The sequence below is a fragment of the Periweissella fabaria genome (genome assembly GCF_918814575.1).
Classification (GTDB): domain Bacteria; phylum Bacillota; class Bacilli; order Lactobacillales; family Lactobacillaceae; genus Periweissella; species Periweissella fabaria.
Map to the genome: position 1 here is coordinate 183680 of NZ_CAKKNS010000001.1, position 18306 is coordinate 201985.

Sequence of the window (18306 nt, forward strand, 5' to 3'; positions counted from 1 at the left end):
TGTAGAGAATATGAAAAATAAAAGTTTACATTTATAAATATTTATATAATAATTAATTAAAAATAATAAAGGAAAAATTATGTATGTATTTCTATAAAATTTTAGTACAAAGAAATAAAAAGCATTCTCCTTTCTATAATTTTTTAGATAAAGATAGTTATATAGTGGGAAATAAGAAATTTTCTTTTGCCATACAATATAATCCTGAAAAATATAATGATTTACTCCTTGATAATAATATATTTAAAGAGTTTAACGAGTGTAATGTTCAACAATTGATAATGACTAACCAAAAATTTTTAGAAATAATTTATTATCAAAAGATATTTAATATTGAATTGAGAAATTGTAAATTTGATTGTGGAGATATTGATGATTATTTGGATGATGATGAGATTGATGTTAACGAATTACGAAGTATTATTTTAGAAAATAAACTAACGATTAAGGAAATTTCATGTATAACAACTGATTATAAGCATTTAATTTTACAAAAAAATGGCGTATTAGGCTTTGACGATGATTTATCAAAGAATAAAAAATATAATGGCATAATTAGATTGATTGACACATTAAATTTAGGACTTAAGGTAATCAAAGAATGAATACAGTGTATAATGCAATTCTTTCTTTCCTAATTTCATTATTTGCTCTAATAATAGCTTCGAATACTAATAATTTAATATACGCTTTTCTCGACAAACTAAGTTTAAATTCATTTCATGCTGCAGGATTAAGCCTGTGTATAACTTTATTTACAACAATATTACAAGGCATTCTTAGATTTTTGAAAAAATATGTTATTAAATTTATTGATAAATTCTTTGGAAGAATTTCAATTGAATGTACGTTCTATTTAGAAAATGAGAATGATTCGGAATGTATTTATTTCACGCCAGTAAAGGGTACATATGTTGAAAGACAAATAAATGTCGATATTTCAATAAAACCTTCAGGAACTTTTATAATGTGGCTTTCTAAAAAAATGAAAATAGGAATGACTGTTTTTTTTAATCCGAATATTGTAGATATAATATTGGAAAACGATGATGATTGGATGGATAGAAATACTCAAGTGGTTAAGTTTAATAAAAATAAGGATCTAATATTCGAAGTATTGCGTGATTATAGAATAAATGAATCGAGTAAAAAAAGTTTTATGCAAAGTGAATCTTTTAAAATAAAACCAAAGCGTATAAAACACGCAACAGCAAATATCCAGGTCCAACTAACAGATAGATTTGGTGGATATATATGTAAAATATTTAGTAATTTAAATGTATTGAGTGCTGTTGATATAGTTTGTGAAAGGGAAGAAAGATGACAAAGATATATTCCAGTATTTATTTAATACACGAAAAGACAACGTTGATTGAAGATGAGGAATTTTTTGAAAAAGTTTATAAGGATGAATTCCAACATGCTAAAAAGCATAATCTGCAAATGGATAAATTAGATGAATCAGAACGTTTTTTTTATTTTAGGTGGTTGACTCCAGACCCAGTAGATGAGTTAAAGATTCCAAGATTAAAGGAAAAAGAAGTTCCATTAAGTGAAAATACTATAAAATTTAAAAAAGTTGTTGCTCAAATTGAATATTCTAAAAAGAAGATAACAGGTGATGATAAAAAAATTTTATTGAAGCAAGATCGTCTAAATATAGCTAATATTGAAACCATTTTCTTTGAAAAAGATAATCAGGTTTTTGTGCTAATTTTAACTTCTGACGTGAATCATCTACGTAGAGTAAAAAAATTAATTGGAGAGAGTCTAGATGAAACAGGTAATTTAAATTATAATTTATCACCTGAATTATTTAACTGGTTAATTTATACATATGAAGAACATAAAGGTATATTGAATACTAACATTACTTTGAAAAATATTAATGGGTTTGTAGGTAATGTTACTGACGAAGCTAATATATTTACTGGAACTTCGTATCAAACTACGGAATTAATTGTAACCAAAGCATTTATAAGTAATGGGGGACAATTGAGAAAAATAAGTATGCGAATTGAAGATGATGATGTTAATGTAAGTTACTTTGTGAATGAGGATTCAACTATAATATTAGATTTAAGAGATTCAAGTAAGAAAAGATTACTTGATAACCTGGATGATCAAACTTTCCTTCTTTTATATTTGTATGGGTATTTAATATTAAAAGTAAAAAATATTTATTTAGATTGTTCAGTAAAATTTATAAATGAAGAAAAACCTAACTTCTCAAAGAAAATAGGAATTGAAGTGATTCAATCAATTATGAAAAACAACGAAATTATGTTAGATGAAATAACAAAAAATGATAGATTAGGAGAATTCGTATATTAATGTGCAAAATACAATTTTATGATATTAATAAAAAGTTGGAATGTGCATTTGAAGAAACAGGAATACCTAAAATAGATACTTGTGTTTTATGGGCTAACCTTAGCTGTTATTTATTATATAATGAAAAACTTAAAAAAATTGCATATCCATTGTTGGGATCTTTATATTTTAAAGATAACAATACTGAAGAATACGGATTTTATAACGATGAGAATAATTCCTTTCATGTAGCTAATTTATATTTTTCTGAAGGTGAATGGTATTTGTTAGATTTTTCAACAAAATACTTATTCTCTACAAAGTTTTGTAAAATAATTTCCTTAGTTGATACACCTATTAAAATAAACGTACCTGAATTAAAGGATGTTGATTATAGTGAGATAAACAAAATAGAAAAAATTTTGAAATCAATTTCGAAAATATCGATAGAAACAGAAGACTATTGTTATTCGTTTTGTCCACAAACAATTATGTGTGAATTAAGTTACCAAAATGATATAGAATTAGGATTATTAGAAGAAAAGGTTTAAAGTAGCAAACCTTTGAGGCGCACTTATGCAGTGGTTAATACCATCCAATCCAAAGTTTTATGATAGTTCACGAAAACTCCATGATAATGGCTATATTCAATGGTCATAGAAAATCAATGTTCATGTGGGCGATATTATTTATATTTACGAGTCTGCAGTTAATAAATTCGTACGCTTTAAATATGTTGTTACACGAGTCGATATTCCGCGTGAACAGGTTGAATTAGATCAGCCAATTACATTATCGGAATTACAAAAAAGGTGTGTTCAGAGTTCTTGGGGTGACCACAATCATGATAACAAGGAACGGTTCAAGTATTTAGCAGATCGATTTAGTGTATTTCAATAAGTTGCATAATTACACTCTCTGAAAAGACAGTCACTACAAGAAAGTGCCTTTTCAACATCCACATCATCGGCAAACACCGTATTTTACCGATTTATCTCCTAAATAATTACCAAAAAAGTAGCGCCCACTCGGGACGCTACTTTTTTAATAGCTATTTGATTTTGGTTTCTAATAAGATCCCTAGGCCAGCGAGGGTTGCGATTATTAAGCCCACGTAGCGCAAGCTCGATAACGTCAACGATAACCCTAGGAATAGGAGCAATAACTCCAACGTTAGTGATAGATTGGTATTGGTGAGCAGCAATCTACTAAACGCAGCGATTGCGCCAATAACAGTCAAAACGGCAAGTACAATTACAAGGACGGTATTAATCATAAGCAGATACTCTCTTTTTGAAGTATTTATTATACTACCGTAAATATTAGCTTAAAAATACTGCGATTACAAAGATTATGACCCACCGATTAACCAGGTTTAAGCGCGTTACTTAGCTGATGGAATAGGAAGGGCTAAGACTATCGTACAACCATATCTTTTTCCTAACGCAACGCACCAAAATAACCTAATGTCCGGACCATCTGGCTGACAAACGAATTCTCGTTATCATACCAAGCGACAACTTTGACTAAAGTTTGGTTGTTCGGTAAGGTGGTCGTTTTTGTTTGGGTAGCATCAAATAATGAACCATATGTCATACCGATAATATCAGATGATACAATCAAGTCTTCGTTATAACCGAATGCATCAGATTGGGCCGAATGCATGGCGGCGTTGACTTGGTCAGTATCGACTACGCCATCGACGACTGCGACTAATTCGGCTAAGGAACCTACTGGGACTGGGACTCGTTGTGAGACACCATCAAGTTTACCGGCTAAAGCGGGAACAACTAGCCCAACTGCTTTAGCGGCCCCCGAACTTGTTGGGACAATATTTAAGCCAGCTGCCCGAGCCCGCCGTAAATCACCTTTACGATGCGGGGCATCCAGCGTATTTTGGTCACCAGTATATGCATGAATGGTCGTCATCGAACCTTTGACAATTGGTACAAGGCAATTGAGTGTATTGGCAACCGGGGCTAGACAATTGGTCGTACACGAAGCTGCTGAGATAATCGTATCGTGCACAGTGAGGGTACTTTCATTGACACCATACACAATTGTAGGTAGATCATTACCAGCTGGGGCTGAGATAATTACTTTTTTGGCCCCAGCGTTAATGTGTGCTTGAGCTTTGGTGGTTGACGTATAGAATCCCGTGCATTCGAGCACGATATCAACGGCTAACGCTTGCCATGGTAAGACCGCAGCATCCGTTTCCGCAAAGACAGGAATCCGCACGCCAGCAATTGAGATACTCTCGTCATCTGCGTGTACTTGGTCACTAGCGCTAAAGCGGCCTTGTGTTGAATCAAATTTCAGTAAGTGTGCCAACATGGTCGGATTAGTTAAGTCATTGATAGCAACAATCTCGAATTCGGGACGTTGGTATAATTGGCGGAATGCTAAGCGGCCAATACGGCCAAAGCCATTAATTGCAACTTTGATAGTCATAATAAAACCTCCAAAAGTTAATATAAGTTACGATACAATTATATTAATCAAGGGCGTATGATGTAATAAACAGGCGTCATAGCTTAACTATACTATTTGCACAGGAGGGGCAAAATGCCACAAGTTGATCGCTACAAACCACGTACCGTTGCAATTGAATTTATGCCATATGAAGATTTCCACGACTTACCGCGTCTAGAGCGTAATGTCATTGTCTTAGTGACAAATGGCCAAATCACACTGACGTTAAATGAACAGTTGCTGACGATTGTTGCGCCTGCAATTCTTTGTCTGAATGCGACTGACCGAATTACGGTCCATGACCAGCAAGCATTGGCAGCCCAAGCATTTGCGTTTCATCCAGATTTCTTAAAAGTTGCACCATTGGTTAGTAGTGGGGCAGACTATGCGTTAACGTTGACGTTGCAAACTGGTAACCGATTGTGTCAAGCATCAAAGGTCAATGAACGGGTATTTGCATTGACAACGCATAGTTATTATTTGATTTTTAACTGGTTTAGTATTCTGGGGATTGAGGTTTTAGCGCAAAGTGACAGTTTGTGGGTATGTCGTATTAAGCAACAGTTAATTCAGATTTTTACGATTCTGGAGAATCTGTTTCGTGATAAAAGCAATAATCCACTAGATTTGGCCTTGGACTATATCTACTTGCATTACGCTGAACCACTGACGTTAGACCAAATCATCCAAGCAGCCCATGCGAATCGCAACACGCTCAATGCATTATTTAAGCACAACTATGGTGTGTCAGTGATGGTATTTGTTAGTAATTATCGCATCAAAATCGCCAAAGTGATGTTGGTCCACACGGGGATGAGTATCACGGAAATCGCCGCTACTGTTGGGTTTAACTACGATACGTATTTCATGCGGAAGTTCATGCAAGTAGAAGGCCAATCACCGACCGATTACCGTAAATCAACCCGCATTGTCTCACGTGAGGTGTGAATTGATAACTGTACATTTTCACGGTAAAAAAGAGATATTAGCTGTTAATAGGTTTTGTAGGTGGTGTATTATTTAATAGTTTAAATTAATGTCTTATGCGCTAGTGCTTTTATCATAAAATTCAACTGTGATTAGCCACCAACTGTTAGGCATGCTTAATGATAACTTGTTATAATAAGGCATCACGCAAGACCAAAAGGTGGCAACACCAGCAAAATAACAGACGAACAAACGGGGGTAGTGGCATGAAGACGTATGTGGTTTTTTTACGAGGAATTAATGCCGGTGGGCTAAAGATTACGATGGCGGAACTAGTTAAGCAGCTGGCGTGTCCCGAATTTACGGCGATTGAGACAGTCTTGGCAACTGGGAATGTCATTATTCAAACCACGTTAAGCGCCCATACGACCCAACAGTATGTGGTTACGCAACTCAGCAATTATTTTGGTCAGCCAATTGCCGCCACACTACGAACGGCTAATGAAATAGCGGTGTTATTAGCGGCCTGTCCACCCGTTCCAGCTGAATATAATGCGATGTTGTTATTAACCGAAGTTAAGCTCTATGCCGAATTAGCGCCACTATTTACCAGTTATGATCATACCAGCGAAGAAGTGCTCCGTCCTGCCGGTCCCCATGCCATCTATTGGCTGGTGAAGAAAGGCCACACGACACAAGGCTTTGGTGGTAAAGTGCTGGGAAGTGCTAAGTACCGGGGCATTTTAACTTCTCGTAATGTGACCACGATTGCCAAAATCGACCAAAAAATCCGCACAATGAATAAGTGATATTTATGAGTGCTTTGTTAAAGTTCGTGACCATAATGTGTAGTGGCTTATATATCACTGACCACAACCTTACCAATCATCTGGTTTGATTCGACTAACTGATGTGCGGTCTTGAGATTAGTCACGTTGATTGGTGACAGCGTTTTGGTTAAGGTGCTTTGCAACGCACCGGTATCCAATAAAGATGCAATTGCTTCGAGAATGTGATGTTGGCTAAGCATGTCGGGAGTGTGATAAAAAGATTTGGTATACATCCACTCCCAGGCAAAAGTGGCACTCTTTTGTTTAAGGGCCGTGAGATTTAGTGGCTTATGATTGCCAGTAATCGAAACAATTTTACCATGCGGTTTAATTAGCTCAACAATTGCGTCCCAGTGACGATTTAGATTACTTAATTCTAAAATATAATCGACGGTGGGATAGCCTAGTGCATGAACTTGTGTGACTAAGTTTTGGTGGTGATTAACGGTCATGTCAGCGCCGTGTGCTTGGACCCAAGTAATTGTTTCTGGCCGTGAAGCACTTGCAATCACGGTTAAACCGGCCAAGTGCGCTAGTTGCGTGGCAATCGAGCCAACACCCCCAGCACCATTAATTATCAGAATGGTATGCGCTTGATTGGTTTGATGGTCATGCAAGTCAATGCCTAATTGTTCAAATAGTGCTTCCCACGCAGTTATTGCGGTGAGGGGCATTGCGGCTGCTTGCGGTGCCGTAAGTGTAGTTGGTGCATGAGCGACAATCCGTTCATCGACTAGCTGATATTGGCTGTTACTGCCAGGACGGTCAAAAGCCCCCGCATAGAAGACGATTTCGCCAGGTTTAAAAAGGGTTACGTGCTCGCCGACAGCCGTGACAGTCCCGACGGCATCCCAACCAATAATTTTGGGTTGCGTAAGCGACTTAGTGCCATGCCCCCGGACACCAACATCAACAGGATTGACAGAAGTGGCAGTGACATGGACGAGAATATCATGGCCGGTTGCCGTGGGGATGGGCAGTTCAACAGATATTAAGCTAGCAGGATTAGTGATTGGTAAGTGCTGAGTAAACCCGATTGCGTGCATTGTTTTATTCATAATAAATAAAGCCTCCTTATTTAATAACTATCTTAATAATCTTTGCGGACGTTACAATATTGAAATTTTCGTGACTAGTTACAAATTGTTCACTAGTGCAAAGTTCAAGAATTGCGGTACCATAAGAGAAAAGTCGATATGCATCGGAGGATTAAGATGAAACGTCAAATATATAATTGTCAGCCCGGTTGTCCGATTGAAAGCACTTTACAAATTATTTCAGGAAAATGGAAAGCCGTTATTTTGTACCATTTAATCAAAGATAAAGTGGGGTATTTTGGTGAGCTACATCGGCAAATTCCGGCCTGTTCACGGCGCATGCTAGCATTACAGCTTAAAGAATTAGAAATTGACGGCATCGTTCAGAAAACAATTTATCCAGTGATGCCACCTAAAACAGATTATCGTTTAACTGAATTTGGTGAAACTTTAATCCCTGTGATTGGTGCAATGGCAAATTGGGGTGAACATTATAATGCAGTTGCCCAGCAAGAGGTGGTAAAAGCGGCGCAATGAATAAAAATAATCCTCAATGCTAGGATGTTAGCGTTGAGGATTATTTTTTAGGACCTACATAAACTTTAAGCATTGATCGTTGTAGAAGTTGCCACTTGTGTGCTTGATGGATTTGTAGCTGTTAGTAGTTTGATGAGTTTTTGGTAGTCCATGGCGGTATCGATTGTTGGTAATGATACTTGCTGTAATGTTTGGTATAAATAACTAAATAGATTAGTTTTAGTAGTTTGAGATGAGCCCACTAAGACAGCTAGAATCAGCGTGACGGTCTGATCTGCAAGTTGGACAGGATGTGTTAATTTAATCCCGAATATTTGATATTCCTGAACATGTTTAGCCATGATATGGGGGATGGCAACGTGTTGAAGCAACAATTGATTACCAGCAAGTTCACGATTAATTAATTCATGACAATCATAAGGGCTAAGTTGATTAGCCGTAACAAAATGTTCCAATCCGTCAGCTAAGACCATAAAGTAATCATCATTGGGGTCATTATCGATAGTTATAAAGTTATCCTGAGGCATGAAGTCAGGGAGATGTTTATAGTAATGCTTGCCACTAATTAGCTTACTGAGCATCTGTAGGTCATGTTCCGTAATAATTGTTTGAAAGGTATAGTCAAATATGGTGCGCGTTTCAACACTTAATGTTCGTTGAGCATTGAGAACTTTAAGATCAAACGTTTCTTTGACTAGTAAATTTTTAAAATCTGCTAGGCTATACGCAATCTTTAACTCTATTTGGGGGAGTTGTTGTTCCAGAATACTCGTGTTAATTCGTGTTAATGATGGTCGTTGTGATAAGAATAAAATTTTGATTGGCACATTAGCATGCTGAGCAATAGCTTGTACAATGTATAATGCTAAAAACTGGGCATCCCACCATTGCATTGGGAATTGAACCATCAAGTCTGCAATTAGGGTATTTGCAAACTCAAAAGCAATCGGATTTTGACCTTTAATTTCCCGAATTTCCAAAGGACTTAAAGTAATTGTTGGTCGTGGAAAAGCAACCTCTCGACATAAATGATCAAAAATTGCCTCATAAGTTGTCGAGGGTAAATCAACTAATTGAAACGCTACTGCGAGTTGCATTGTACTGTTGATAATATCTGCTTTTGCTTGCAAAATTAATTGTAAATTCGTTATTCGTTGACCAATAAAGTACGCCAATTGTTGAGCTTGATGACTTGTTAAGGGCAATTCATGGGGCATTGGATAAGTTGGTCCCGTTTGATAAGGCTGTTTTGTAAGTAAAACTGCTAAAAGTTGTTTTTGCCATTGCTCAGGGGTAATCCATTTAGTATAGGGATTAATAATGGTAGTTCCTAGAAGTTCAATTTCAGCTTGGGAACTGACGGGCGGTAATTTCGCCAAGAGATGTGGGTATTCATAAATGAAATTAGCCACTAAATCAGTTAATGTTAACCGTTGAGGTTGAAGTTCTAGACCAATCCTAGGTTGGGCAGTAATGACAAATAATGTTTGATATTCTTGATTAATCTGCTCAACATATTCTAGAACAGTATTACGTGATAAGAACAGCGTATCCATTATTTCGGCAAGTGGTAATGAACCATGCATGGCTAATAAAAGAATGATTAAGTTTTGTTCATCACGACCTTGCTCTAGGAGGGCCATTAATTGATTATTATCATCAACGACAAGATTATAGTTTGGAGTAGTTATAATTTTGCCAATTGCTAAGCTAGTTAATTGTTCATTTAAGCGGGCAATTGTTCGAATAATGGTTCGGCGTGATACATTTAATTCTTTGGCAAGTGATTCACCAGAATAGTCACTATCTCGCAAAAGATTTAGTAACTTTATTTCGCGGACTGCTAACATACTATGATCCTCCGATAGCTTTTTTTAAACCCTCAAGTCCCCGCATTAACTTATCGACAGGACATGCGATGTTCATCCGCAGATAGGTACTGTCGCCATATGTTTCACCGGGCATAATACCAATTTTACCAATTTCAGTGAGACGTTGCTGTAATTCGGTACTACTAAGATTTAAAGCACTAACATTAAGCCATGCTAGATAGGTTGCTTGTGGCTTGGTAAATTTAATTAAAGGTAATTCTTTTTTTATAAAATTATCAAGAATACGCATGTTGTTATCTAAGTAGGCAACTAATTGCTCAACATAATCACGACTTTCATTATATGCAGCCATTTGTGCCGTCATCCCCATAATACTAACTGATGATAAGGCATTACGTTGTTTTAGTTCAATTAAAAATTCACTTCGGGTTGGTTCATCTGGCAATAATGCATATGAACCAATTAATCCAGGTGTATTAAATGTTTTTGAACCAGAACATAGAAGGGCTACGTTTTTAAGGCCAATCATAGTAATAGGGGTGTATTGCATTCCTGGATAGATGATGTCGCGATGAATATCATCTGAGATGAGATACACATTATGCGCTTGGCAAAGTTCATATAAGCGAGTTAGTTCAGCCGGCGTAAATACTTTTCCGGTCGGATTGTGTGGATTAGTTAGGATGAATATTTTTGTTCTTGTTTGTGCTAATATCAGGGCTAAACTATCCCAATCGATGCGATAGTCTTGGTCAGCAGGACTTAAGCGAATAGGTGCAAGTACGCGATGATTACTTTCAATTGCCCCAAAAAATGCGTCATACATTGGTGTGAAGGTTGCTACTGTATCGCCAGGTTGAGAATGCATACGGATTAATGTCGCTAACGTATAAATAACACTAGGACTATAAACAATCCAATCAGAATCAATCTTGACACGAGAATCCGCTTCGAACCACTTAACAATACTATCTTTAAAAGCTGGATGATTCCAACGAGTATATCCATAAATAGGGTGTTGAATTCGTTGTATTAAAGCCGTTTGGACAGCCTTAGGTACGGCGAAATCAGTATCTGAAATGGAAAAAGGCAAGATATCATCGTGACCGAAGCGATCACTAATGTAATCCCATTGGGTACTGTAAGTGTTGTGGCGATCAATAAGTTTGTCAAAATCATACTTGGTCATAGTTATTCCTCCAATTAAATACAGACACATGTGTCCAGGTAATGGCTAGAAAGCCGGCTAGGAAATGGACACTTTCCTAACCGGCTTTCGTTTGGTAGCAGTTAATCTGCTAAGATATAAAACGTGTATGGCCCGCTATTAAAGTTATAATGGGACATTATTTGGTGGCGTCATGGAAACTTGGCGCTGAACCAATATTACCTTTATCGTCAGCTACAGAAGGTGTTGGAGTAGTAAGTTTAGCTGAGCTATTAGCGTGCTTTTTGGCTTGACGGTTAACCCAAGCTGTCTTGAAAATTAAAATGAAAGCGACATTCATAATTAAACCAATTCCAAAGGCTAAGTAGTATCCCCATGCTGGGTGAACTAAGCCAATAATTGGATCAAAAACACCAAGACCAGGAGCTAAACGTTCAACACCTAAAGCCATTGAGATGGCACCAGCGATACCACCAGCTAATGTATTTGCTGCAATCATTGGAATTGGTGCAGCTAAAGCGTATGGAATCGCGGGTTCGGTTGCAACTGTCATCCCAACTAAGAAAGCCGAGATGCTTGATTCACGTTCAGGTTTAGTAAAGAGCTTTGGTTTAATCCAGGTTGCGATTGCGGCAGCCATTGGTGGTAGCACTGTTACAACGCCAACAATACCATACCACGTGTAAACATGAGAGCTTAAAAGTGAAAAGCCAAAGAACCAAGCGGTTTTGTTGATAGGGCCACCCATATCAAATGACAACATTGCACCAATTAGGAAACCACCGGCAATTGCGTAAGATGCAGGGATAGTGTGCAAGAAGTTGAGTAAACCAGCCATTAAGCCAGCCATGGCAGGACCAACGAGATAGTAAGTTAAAAGACCAAAAATTAAAAGTGTAACAAATGGAATAATTAAGAAACCAAGTGTTGATTGGAAAGTTTTGCCTAGTTTAACTTTACGGAAGGCCTTAACGAAGTATCCAATAGCTAAACCAATAACGATGGCACCTAAGAAACCGGCACCACCCTTAGTCCCTAAAACGTCGGGTGAATTAGCGAGAAGAGTTACTAGAAAAGCAGGTGCTAAAGCGGGTTTATCACCGATTGAGTAAGCAATGTATCCTCCCATAATAGGAATCATCATTGTGAAGCCTAATCCTCCAACGGTATTTAAAACCCATGCTAATGAGGCAATGTGTCCGGGAGTTGGTGCTGTATTAGCGGCCCCAAATTGAACTAAAAGACTCCCAAGAGCCATTAATAATCCACCACCAATTACGAATGGCAGGGCAGCTGATACCCCAGCCATTAAGTGACTCATCACGCCATCTGTGTCTTTTTGATCACCTAACTTGACAGGACTTCCACCAGTTGCTTTAAAAAGGTGTGCTTCACTAGCTAAATTATCAAAAATGGTATTTACCTTTTTTAGGGCTTCTGAGACAGGTAGCTCAATTACTTGTTTACCATCAAAACGCGCTTTATCTTCGGTGGTCATTCCTTTACCAAGCGCTAATATGACATAGTCTGCAGTGGCAATTTGATCACTTGTTAGTTTGTTTTCGACCCCGTTAGCACCTTGTGTTTCAACATGCGCTTCATAACCTAATGATTTTGCTTTTGTTTCAATGGCTTCTGCGACCATATAAGTATGTGCAATTCCGGCTGGACAGTTGGTTACCCCAACGATTTTTAAATTTGCCATAATCCGTTCCCCCTTGGGCAAGCTATTTAGTTATCCAACAATATCATTTAATAATGTAGTAATTTCAGCTTCGGTACCATGTTTTAAGGTTTCGATGAACTCAGGATGAACTAACTGACGACTTAACTTGGCCAGGAGTTGTAAGTGCAAACCAGCCTCGGTATCTGGCACAATTAAACTCAACCAAGTGTCAACTGGTGCGTCATCAAGTGCTTGCCATTCAACGCCATGATCAGCACGAGCAAATAGAATTGTCGCTTGTTTATTATTACTTGATTTTGAGTGGGGTATTGCTACGCCATTTCCAAATCCCGTAGTTGATTCTGCTTCGCGTTCTAGATAGTCAGCGACAAGTTGATTGGCATCATTAACGACCCCAAGTTCGTAAGCCTTAGTGGCTAATTCAGCCAAAACGTCAGCCTGAGTTGTTCCTTTGATATCCATGATAATGTGTGTTGGTTCAAACATGTTGTTCATAATGTGTACCCCCTTTTGATAGGTTAAGAATACAACGTAATTAAAAATCGGTTAATAGGTATTTTGTCACCGATGAGTGCCAAGAACGTATCGAGTGACACCAACAAAAAAACAGCGCAGATAAACCTGCGCTGTTTTTGATTACCATTGTTGCGTTACTTTACCATCTTGAGAAACGGTGTAAGCAGCAGAAGGGGCTTTAGCAGCACCTTGGTAGATGTTGATGTTGAAGACAGTTTCACCGTAAAGGGTTGATGTTCCATTCGCCAATAGTGACACATTGTCGGCACTAGGTCCTAATTGGGCCCGCAAAACGTTGACCGCTTGTTCAGGGGTTGTCACCTTACCGCTTGCTTGAGCTTGATTGCTATCAGTCGGTTGTGAGCTACTATTACTACTTGTTGTAGCAGGGTTGTTAGTTGATGAACTGGCCGCACTTGATGAACTAGCAGAACTACTGTGCGTATCAGGGGTACTAGTTGAACTCGCTGCTTTAGAACTTGCAGTGGCAGCACTACTAGTTTGTGCTGACGAAGCCGATTGCTTGTTGCTTTCTTTAGCAGTTGTTGAGTGTGGTTGACTGCAACCAGCTAAGACAAATAAGAGGCTCGTTGCGGCAATGATACTTAATGTTTTTTTCATGAGGATATCCTTGGTATTTATTTAGTTGATGCACATACCTGAATTTTATAGCGACGATAATGGTATGCGATCAACTAGGCAATGATTCATAATATTAATGAATGTTGAGTTTTGATTACAATATATATTAATATAGTTTTGGATAATTTTAAAGGGTAATTTACGATTTAAACCTAGCTTAGCATTAATATTGGTATATACAATGACATAGTTAATGGCCCTCAAATAATTAGCCATCAGTGTAGTGGAAAGTAGCTCATTTTTTGGCGGGATTGACCATCCTTTATTTAAGATATTACACCAAAATTTGAGTGAGCGATAAAGCATCAGCCGGACAAACCGACGATGAAAAAGTGGGATTTAATATTTGTGATAATGGAAGGATTACCGTCCTCTTGGAAGCAGCTCAAAGAGGCTAATAATTATTAATTTGCTATACGCAATTTGTTGATGAATAAAGGTTTTAAGTTTTGTAGTCATTTGCAGGTTTTGCTTGGATTTCCACCACGAATCCGCAGTTGAAAGATGTTGATTGTAGCGTACAAATAAAAACGTAAATTAGCTATTAGGATCGTGATTTTAGCCAGTGCAATTAGCCATCAAGCTTGCGGTTAACATTTTATTAATTACTTTAAGAGAATGGTATACTGATAGCGATATCATATTAATGGGGGGATGCAATAAAATGAGTAAACGAATTTGGTTAGGCGTAGTCGCGTTGAGTAGTGCCGTGCTATTAAGTGCTTGCGGTAGTCAAAATGCTACGAGTCAATCAACCAGTCAAAGTACCACAAGTAAGCCAGCGCAAAATCCGACAAAAACGAAAGGCACATTGGCTAACAAGACGGCAAGTTCTACAAAATCAACTAAAACGACAGGCGCGATGGCGGATGTTAAATTGCCCCAAGTTGCCTGGGATAATCAAAAGCAAGTCGCTTTAGATCGCTTCATGGATAACTGGGGCCGCAGCTTTAGTCCAGCGCAAGTATATGATAATTTCTATCCGGCCACGAAGGCGACAAGTAATTATATGGGTTATAAGTTTCCCGATGATTTTAGCCAAAATAATATTGCTGTTAATAATCAGCATGTGAGTGCGAATGTTAGTCCAACCGGGGCCGATAAGTACGATTATAATGTGGTGGCAATCTATTCAGATTATCTGACTTTACAGTCACGCGATGTTGCTCACTTGTACTTTATGACTTTGCATCATGGCCAACCAGTGGTGCTCGTTACCGAACAAAATGAAGGAATGCCTGATCATTTGTTGCACTTTACGCCAACTGCTAATCAGGAATTAATTAATGGCTTTGCCAAGTTAGTTAAAGAACCTAGTCAACCGATTCATAAGCAACCAGAGCTTACCTATCAAGGGACTAAGTTAGATTATCGTCAGATTGGGGTGATGGCTTACAAATATGCCAATCCGGATGCGACACCACTGGTAAAATATCTGGGAACCAATCCCCTCGCCAGTTTGGATGTTGTTAATGGTAAATTACACATCGGCACCCGTGAGACCGAAAAAGCAATTGAGTACAGTTACGACCAACACAGTGTTCACTTGACATGGCCGGATTCTGGAAAAACTGCCACAGTCAGTGTCGCCGATTTAGTCAAAGCAACTTACCACACTGCCGCCCAACAAACCGACGTTAATACAACGGCCCAAACGATGCCGCTTAGTTAAATTTGCCGACTAATTAAAGCTAAAAAGATCCCCGCAACTTCATGTTTATTGAAGCGGCGAGGATTTTTTAATGCCGTATTGGAACGTATTATTTACCACGTAATACCTTAATCAGTAAGTTAAGCCAAGCGGCCAGACTAATGATTAAAAAGAGTAACAGGCATGAAGCGCCGAAGTTAAGACTAGCTTCATGAGCGGTATTGGTGATTTTAAACCACCCGGTAGTAGAAGTACCACCACATAAATAGGTTACGATTGTTAGTAAGGAAAAAAGCAAGGCAACTAATAATGCCCGCCGTTGAGCTGTTATTTTAAACATGTGGCATGCCTTTCTGAATGCAATATGCAAAAACTTATGTATTGATTATTAATCATAATTAGGTCGTTGATTAATGTCAAGGAACGTATTTAAGGAGGAAGCGCTCCATTTTATTGACATCATAGTACAAAAACCACGCCGCATCACCATCCCGAAAAATGGTATGATAAACATAATACATTTCTGGAGGAACACTTGTGACTGAATTACGTTATTTTTCACATACCGACCTTGACGGGGTTATGTCAGCCGCCGCTTTAATTGCGGGGACTAAGGATCAGTATCCCGATGCTACGATTACTTATTCATTTGAATCAACTGGTTCATTTGGGACCATTGACCGCGCCATTACGGATTGGTTAGCGACAGAACCTGAGGCGGCCTACATTGGCATTACCGATTTGACACCATCACCGGATGTCTTGACGGCTCTAGCAACTTACGCCCATGACCATCAGTGTGTCGTTGAAGTCATTGACCACCATGCGTCAACTGCGCATTTGGCGACGGATTTTCCATTCATTACGAACTACAATGAGCACACTAATGGTAAGCAGACATGTGCCACATCAATGGTTGCTGAGCGCTATCCAGTTGCTGATAATGCCCCGTTGATTATTGAAGCCGTGCGGGAATTAGATACATGGGATTGGTATAATAAGCCTGATTCGGCATTGACCGCCGAATTGGCCCAAAAGCTGGCCATTGCGGTTAATTTACTAGGGAAAGACGCTTTCATGCAACAAATTCCCGCTTTCAATGCGGCCGCTAAGCAAGCACCAACGCCAACTTGTGCCACGATTTTTGGCCCGGTGTTAAATGCGATTATTGATAAGCAATTACTCGATGTTGATAAGTATGTCGGTCGTAAAAAAGATGCCGCCGCTTTTATGGACTTACACATTGGTGACCACACATATCATGTTGCCTATGTCCAAGCATCAAAAAATATGTCAGAAGTTGGTAATATGTTAGCCGAATTACCAGCTGCAGATTTTGGAATTGTCGTGAATGGCAATCGCTTGTCATTACGCAGTAGTGAAGCCGCTGAAGTTGATTTGGCAACCGTGGCCGCCGCTTTCCAAGGCGGTGGGCACCAACATGCCGCCGGTGGTCGTTTGTTAATTGATTACGCCCAAATTATTCAAGCTTCCGTTGTGACACCACCAACTAAATAAATGCACTAAAAAACTCTAAGTTGATGTTCAAGCATCGCCTTAGAGTTTTTTTGATTTCACATGTCGTTAAAGGTTTTTTAAGTCATCCAACATCCGGTAGGCCAGTGATTCACTAAAAACAATATCAGTCACTAGTTTGCCTTTCAGAGCACCGATCGTCGTCATCGATTTGAACTTACCACGGACAAAACAAAAGCGGGTTGGTACGTGCATGATAGTCTCAAGGTCCAGCCCAAATGTTTTATCATGGTCAACGTTTAAGAACTGGCCATCAATATCATACGGACGGCCATAGATTAAGCCGGCAACGTTGGGCAAGTCACTTTCAGGGATAATCGCAGTTAAGTTATCATTCCATGGTTCAATTGATTGCAATGATTTAAGCGTCCCCAAGCCGGTGATGAGCATATCCATCTGGGAACCCATTGCTAAGGTACTCTTGGTGGCTGGTTCATGGGCCAAGCCAAGGCGGGTCTGATCATCGAGGATATAGAGGGGAGCTAGTAAGGTGCGAAATTCGCATGAAAACTTCGTGGCCGCTTTTTCGACCATCCGAGTAGAGCCGACCGTTGAGTGGTATTTCATATTTTCACCAATGAATTGGACGAAGTATGTATCCCGCAACGGAATATTATTGAAGTTATCAATTAAATTATACATTGATTCCCCCCAGGCTAACCCGAGAACTTGGGGGTTTTGCGCTTGGATAAGTTGTTGGGCAATGTTGGCACTATTTTCGGCTAACCGGTGCATACTTTCAATCTCATCGGCGGCATCTTTAATAATTGTGAAGTGGACATCGGGGAATTGGGCACTAAATAGTTGCTCCAATTGTTGATTGCGATGTGAGTTTGATTGAATTTCAATACGGACTAAGCCGGATTTTAAGCCATCATTGAGATATTTATTGATTAGGTAACGGCTAAGATTATATTTTTTAGAAATTGCCGCAAAAGACGCTTTGTTGAGGTAGTAGTCTTCAGCCACAGCGACAATTAGTTCATCTTGATTCATATTTAAAGGCCTCGTCATATTTGATACTTTCATTGTACAGGATTTTCACAATTTGTCAGTTACAAAATTGGTTTTATTTTAAAATTTTAAAATAAAAAGCCTTTTAAAAAGATTATTTTTAAAATTTAAAACAAAATGCTTTACAAAAATGGGCGGAAG

Annotated in this window: 18 protein-coding genes; 9 read left to right on the plus strand and 9 right to left on the minus strand. The window is 38.5% G+C overall.

All coding sequences use genetic code 11. The features are described 5' to 3' along the window. Positions 1–83: 83 nt before the first annotated feature. From LQZ75_RS00905 to LQZ75_RS00920, 4 genes are read left to right on the plus strand one after another with little or no spacing between them, the layout of a single operon-like run. Complete coding sequence (locus tag LQZ75_RS00905) at positions 84–605, plus strand: hypothetical protein (RefSeq protein ID WP_230095961.1); 522 nt, start codon at positions 84–86, stop codon at positions 603–605. Beyond that, positions 602–1324 (plus strand): hypothetical protein, encoded by a 723-nt coding sequence (locus LQZ75_RS00910; protein WP_230095962.1) that lies wholly within the window; start codon positions 602–604, stop codon positions 1322–1324. Before LQZ75_RS00905 ends, LQZ75_RS00910 begins: the two co-directional genes overlap by 4 nt. After that, positions 1321–2334 carry a hypothetical protein gene (locus LQZ75_RS00915; protein ID WP_230095963.1) on the plus strand — a complete coding sequence of 338 codons (1014 nt, stop codon included), beginning with the start codon at positions 1321–1323 and terminating at the stop codon, positions 2332–2334. The genes LQZ75_RS00910 and LQZ75_RS00915 overlap by 4 nt, the downstream gene beginning before the upstream one ends. Then, positions 2334–2864, plus strand: a complete 531-nt coding sequence (locus LQZ75_RS00920; RefSeq protein WP_230095964.1) for a hypothetical protein — start codon at positions 2334–2336, stop codon at positions 2862–2864. Before LQZ75_RS00915 ends, LQZ75_RS00920 begins: the two co-directional genes overlap by 1 nt. An 889-nt stretch (positions 2865–3753) precedes the next feature. Here LQZ75_RS00920 and gap read toward each other — a convergent pair. Then, entirely contained in the window at positions 3754–4767 is a 1014-nt protein-coding gene (gene gap, locus LQZ75_RS00925) for a type I glyceraldehyde-3-phosphate dehydrogenase (protein ID WP_230095965.1), read from the minus strand. Between the two features lie 114 nt (positions 4768–4881). Between gap and LQZ75_RS00930 the strand changes: the two genes are divergently transcribed. Then, on the plus strand, positions 4882–5736 hold the full coding sequence (locus LQZ75_RS00930) for a helix-turn-helix domain-containing protein (protein WP_230095966.1): 855 nt from the start codon (positions 4882–4884) through the stop codon (positions 5734–5736). A gap of 245 nt (positions 5737–5981) precedes the next feature. Further along, positions 5982–6524, plus strand: a complete 543-nt coding sequence (locus LQZ75_RS00935) for a DUF1697 domain-containing protein (RefSeq protein WP_230095967.1) — start codon at positions 5982–5984, stop codon at positions 6522–6524. Between the two features lie 47 nt (positions 6525–6571). On the opposite strand, the gene LQZ75_RS00940 is transcribed toward LQZ75_RS00935, so the two are convergent. Further along, on the minus strand, positions 6572–7591 hold the full coding sequence (locus tag LQZ75_RS00940) for a zinc-binding alcohol dehydrogenase family protein (protein ID WP_230096365.1): 1020 nt from the start codon (positions 7589–7591) through the stop codon (positions 6572–6574). 168 nt (positions 7592–7759) lie between these two features. Between LQZ75_RS00940 and LQZ75_RS00945 the strand changes: the two genes are divergently transcribed. Continuing rightward, positions 7760–8119, plus strand: a complete 360-nt coding sequence (locus LQZ75_RS00945) for a winged helix-turn-helix transcriptional regulator (RefSeq protein WP_230095968.1) — start codon at positions 7760–7762, stop codon at positions 8117–8119. A 65-nt stretch (positions 8120–8184) separates the two neighbouring features. On the opposite strand, the gene LQZ75_RS00950 is transcribed toward LQZ75_RS00945, so the two are convergent. The 5 genes from LQZ75_RS00950 to LQZ75_RS00970 all read right to left on the minus strand — a co-directional run bounded on the left by LQZ75_RS00950 (position 8185) and on the right by LQZ75_RS00970 (position 13943). Further along, on the minus strand, positions 8185–9969 hold the full coding sequence (locus LQZ75_RS00950) for an HTH domain-containing protein (RefSeq protein WP_230095969.1): 1785 nt from the start codon (positions 9967–9969) through the stop codon (positions 8185–8187). 1 nt (position 9970) lies between these two features. Then, positions 9971–11140 (minus strand): MalY/PatB family protein, encoded by a 1170-nt coding sequence (locus LQZ75_RS00955; protein ID WP_230095970.1) that lies wholly within the window; start codon positions 11138–11140, stop codon positions 9971–9973. Between the two features lie 157 nt (positions 11141–11297). After that, a complete protein-coding gene (locus tag LQZ75_RS00960) occupies positions 11298–12824 on the minus strand; it encodes a PTS fructose-like transporter subunit IIBC (protein WP_230095971.1) in 1527 nt (508 codons plus the stop codon). Positions 12825–12854: 30 nt separating this feature from the next. Continuing rightward, the gene (locus tag LQZ75_RS00965; protein WP_230095972.1) at positions 12855–13301 is read right to left on the minus strand and encodes a PTS fructose transporter subunit IIA; all 447 of its coding nucleotides are present in this window, start codon (positions 13299–13301) and stop codon (positions 12855–12857) included. Positions 13302–13442: 141 nt separating this feature from the next. Continuing rightward, positions 13443–13943 (minus strand): hypothetical protein, encoded by a 501-nt coding sequence (locus tag LQZ75_RS00970; protein WP_230095973.1) that lies wholly within the window; start codon positions 13941–13943, stop codon positions 13443–13445. Positions 13944–14628: 685 nt separating this feature from the next. Between LQZ75_RS00970 and LQZ75_RS00975 the strand changes: the two genes are divergently transcribed. Continuing rightward, positions 14629–15636, plus strand: a complete 1008-nt coding sequence (locus tag LQZ75_RS00975; protein WP_230095974.1) for a DUF4767 domain-containing protein — start codon at positions 14629–14631, stop codon at positions 15634–15636. 88 nt (positions 15637–15724) lie between these two features. Here the strand turns inward: LQZ75_RS00975 and LQZ75_RS00980 are convergent, their stop codons facing one another. Continuing rightward, positions 15725–15955 (minus strand): hypothetical protein, encoded by a 231-nt coding sequence (locus LQZ75_RS00980; protein WP_230095975.1) that lies wholly within the window; start codon positions 15953–15955, stop codon positions 15725–15727. Between the two features lie 197 nt (positions 15956–16152). Here LQZ75_RS00980 and LQZ75_RS00985 point away from each other — a divergent pair, with 197 nt between their 5' ends. Further along, a complete protein-coding gene (locus LQZ75_RS00985) occupies positions 16153–17133 on the plus strand; it encodes a hypothetical protein (RefSeq protein WP_230095976.1) in 981 nt (326 codons plus the stop codon). A gap of 66 nt (positions 17134–17199) precedes the next feature. Here LQZ75_RS00985 and LQZ75_RS00990 read toward each other — a convergent pair whose 3' ends face one another. Continuing rightward, entirely contained in the window at positions 17200–18147 is a 948-nt protein-coding gene (locus LQZ75_RS00990) for a sugar-binding transcriptional regulator (protein ID WP_230095977.1), read from the minus strand. Positions 18148–18306: the final 159 nt, after the last annotated feature.

What these genes read in the sequence shown, in the direction of transcription:
- LQZ75_RS00915 (WP_230095963.1), top strand. Translation starts at nt 1,321, where the DNA reads ATGACAAAGATATATTCCAGTATTTATTTAATACACGAAAAGACAACG.
- LQZ75_RS00930 (WP_230095966.1), top strand. Translation starts at nt 4,882, where the DNA reads ATGCCACAAGTTGATCGCTACAAACCACGTACCGTTGCAATTGAATTT.
- LQZ75_RS00990 (WP_230095977.1), bottom strand. Translation starts at nt 18,147, where the DNA reads ATGAATCAAGATGAACTAATTGTCGCTGTGGCTGAAGACTACTACCTC.
- LQZ75_RS00975 (WP_230095974.1), top strand. Translation starts at nt 14,629, where the DNA reads ATGAGTAAACGAATTTGGTTAGGCGTAGTCGCGTTGAGTAGTGCCGTG.
- LQZ75_RS00940 (WP_230096365.1), bottom strand. Translation starts at nt 7,591, where the DNA reads ATGCACGCAATCGGGTTTACTCAGCACTTACCAATCACTAATCCTGCT.
- LQZ75_RS00960 (WP_230095971.1), bottom strand. Translation starts at nt 12,824, where the DNA reads ATGGCAAATTTAAAAATCGTTGGGGTAACCAACTGTCCAGCCGGAATT.
- LQZ75_RS00935 (WP_230095967.1), top strand. Translation starts at nt 5,982, where the DNA reads ATGAAGACGTATGTGGTTTTTTTACGAGGAATTAATGCCGGTGGGCTA.
- LQZ75_RS00955 (WP_230095970.1), bottom strand. Translation starts at nt 11,140, where the DNA reads ATGACCAAGTATGATTTTGACAAACTTATTGATCGCCACAACACTTAC.
- LQZ75_RS00905 (WP_230095961.1), top strand. Translation starts at nt 84, where the DNA reads ATGTATTTCTATAAAATTTTAGTACAAAGAAATAAAAAGCATTCTCCT.
- LQZ75_RS00970 (WP_230095973.1), bottom strand. Translation starts at nt 13,943, where the DNA reads ATGAAAAAAACATTAAGTATCATTGCCGCAACGAGCCTCTTATTTGTC.
- LQZ75_RS00945 (WP_230095968.1), top strand. Translation starts at nt 7,760, where the DNA reads ATGAAACGTCAAATATATAATTGTCAGCCCGGTTGTCCGATTGAAAGC.
- LQZ75_RS00980 (WP_230095975.1), bottom strand. Translation starts at nt 15,955, where the DNA reads ATGTTTAAAATAACAGCTCAACGGCGGGCATTATTAGTTGCCTTGCTT.
- LQZ75_RS00950 (WP_230095969.1), bottom strand. Translation starts at nt 9,969, where the DNA reads ATGTTAGCAGTCCGCGAAATAAAGTTACTAAATCTTTTGCGAGATAGT.
- LQZ75_RS00910 (WP_230095962.1), top strand. Translation starts at nt 602, where the DNA reads ATGAATACAGTGTATAATGCAATTCTTTCTTTCCTAATTTCATTATTT.
- LQZ75_RS00920 (WP_230095964.1), top strand. Translation starts at nt 2,334, where the DNA reads ATGTGCAAAATACAATTTTATGATATTAATAAAAAGTTGGAATGTGCA.
- LQZ75_RS00965 (WP_230095972.1), bottom strand. Translation starts at nt 13,301, where the DNA reads ATGAACAACATGTTTGAACCAACACACATTATCATGGATATCAAAGGA.
- gap (WP_230095965.1), bottom strand. Translation starts at nt 4,767, where the DNA reads ATGACTATCAAAGTTGCAATTAATGGCTTTGGCCGTATTGGCCGCTTA.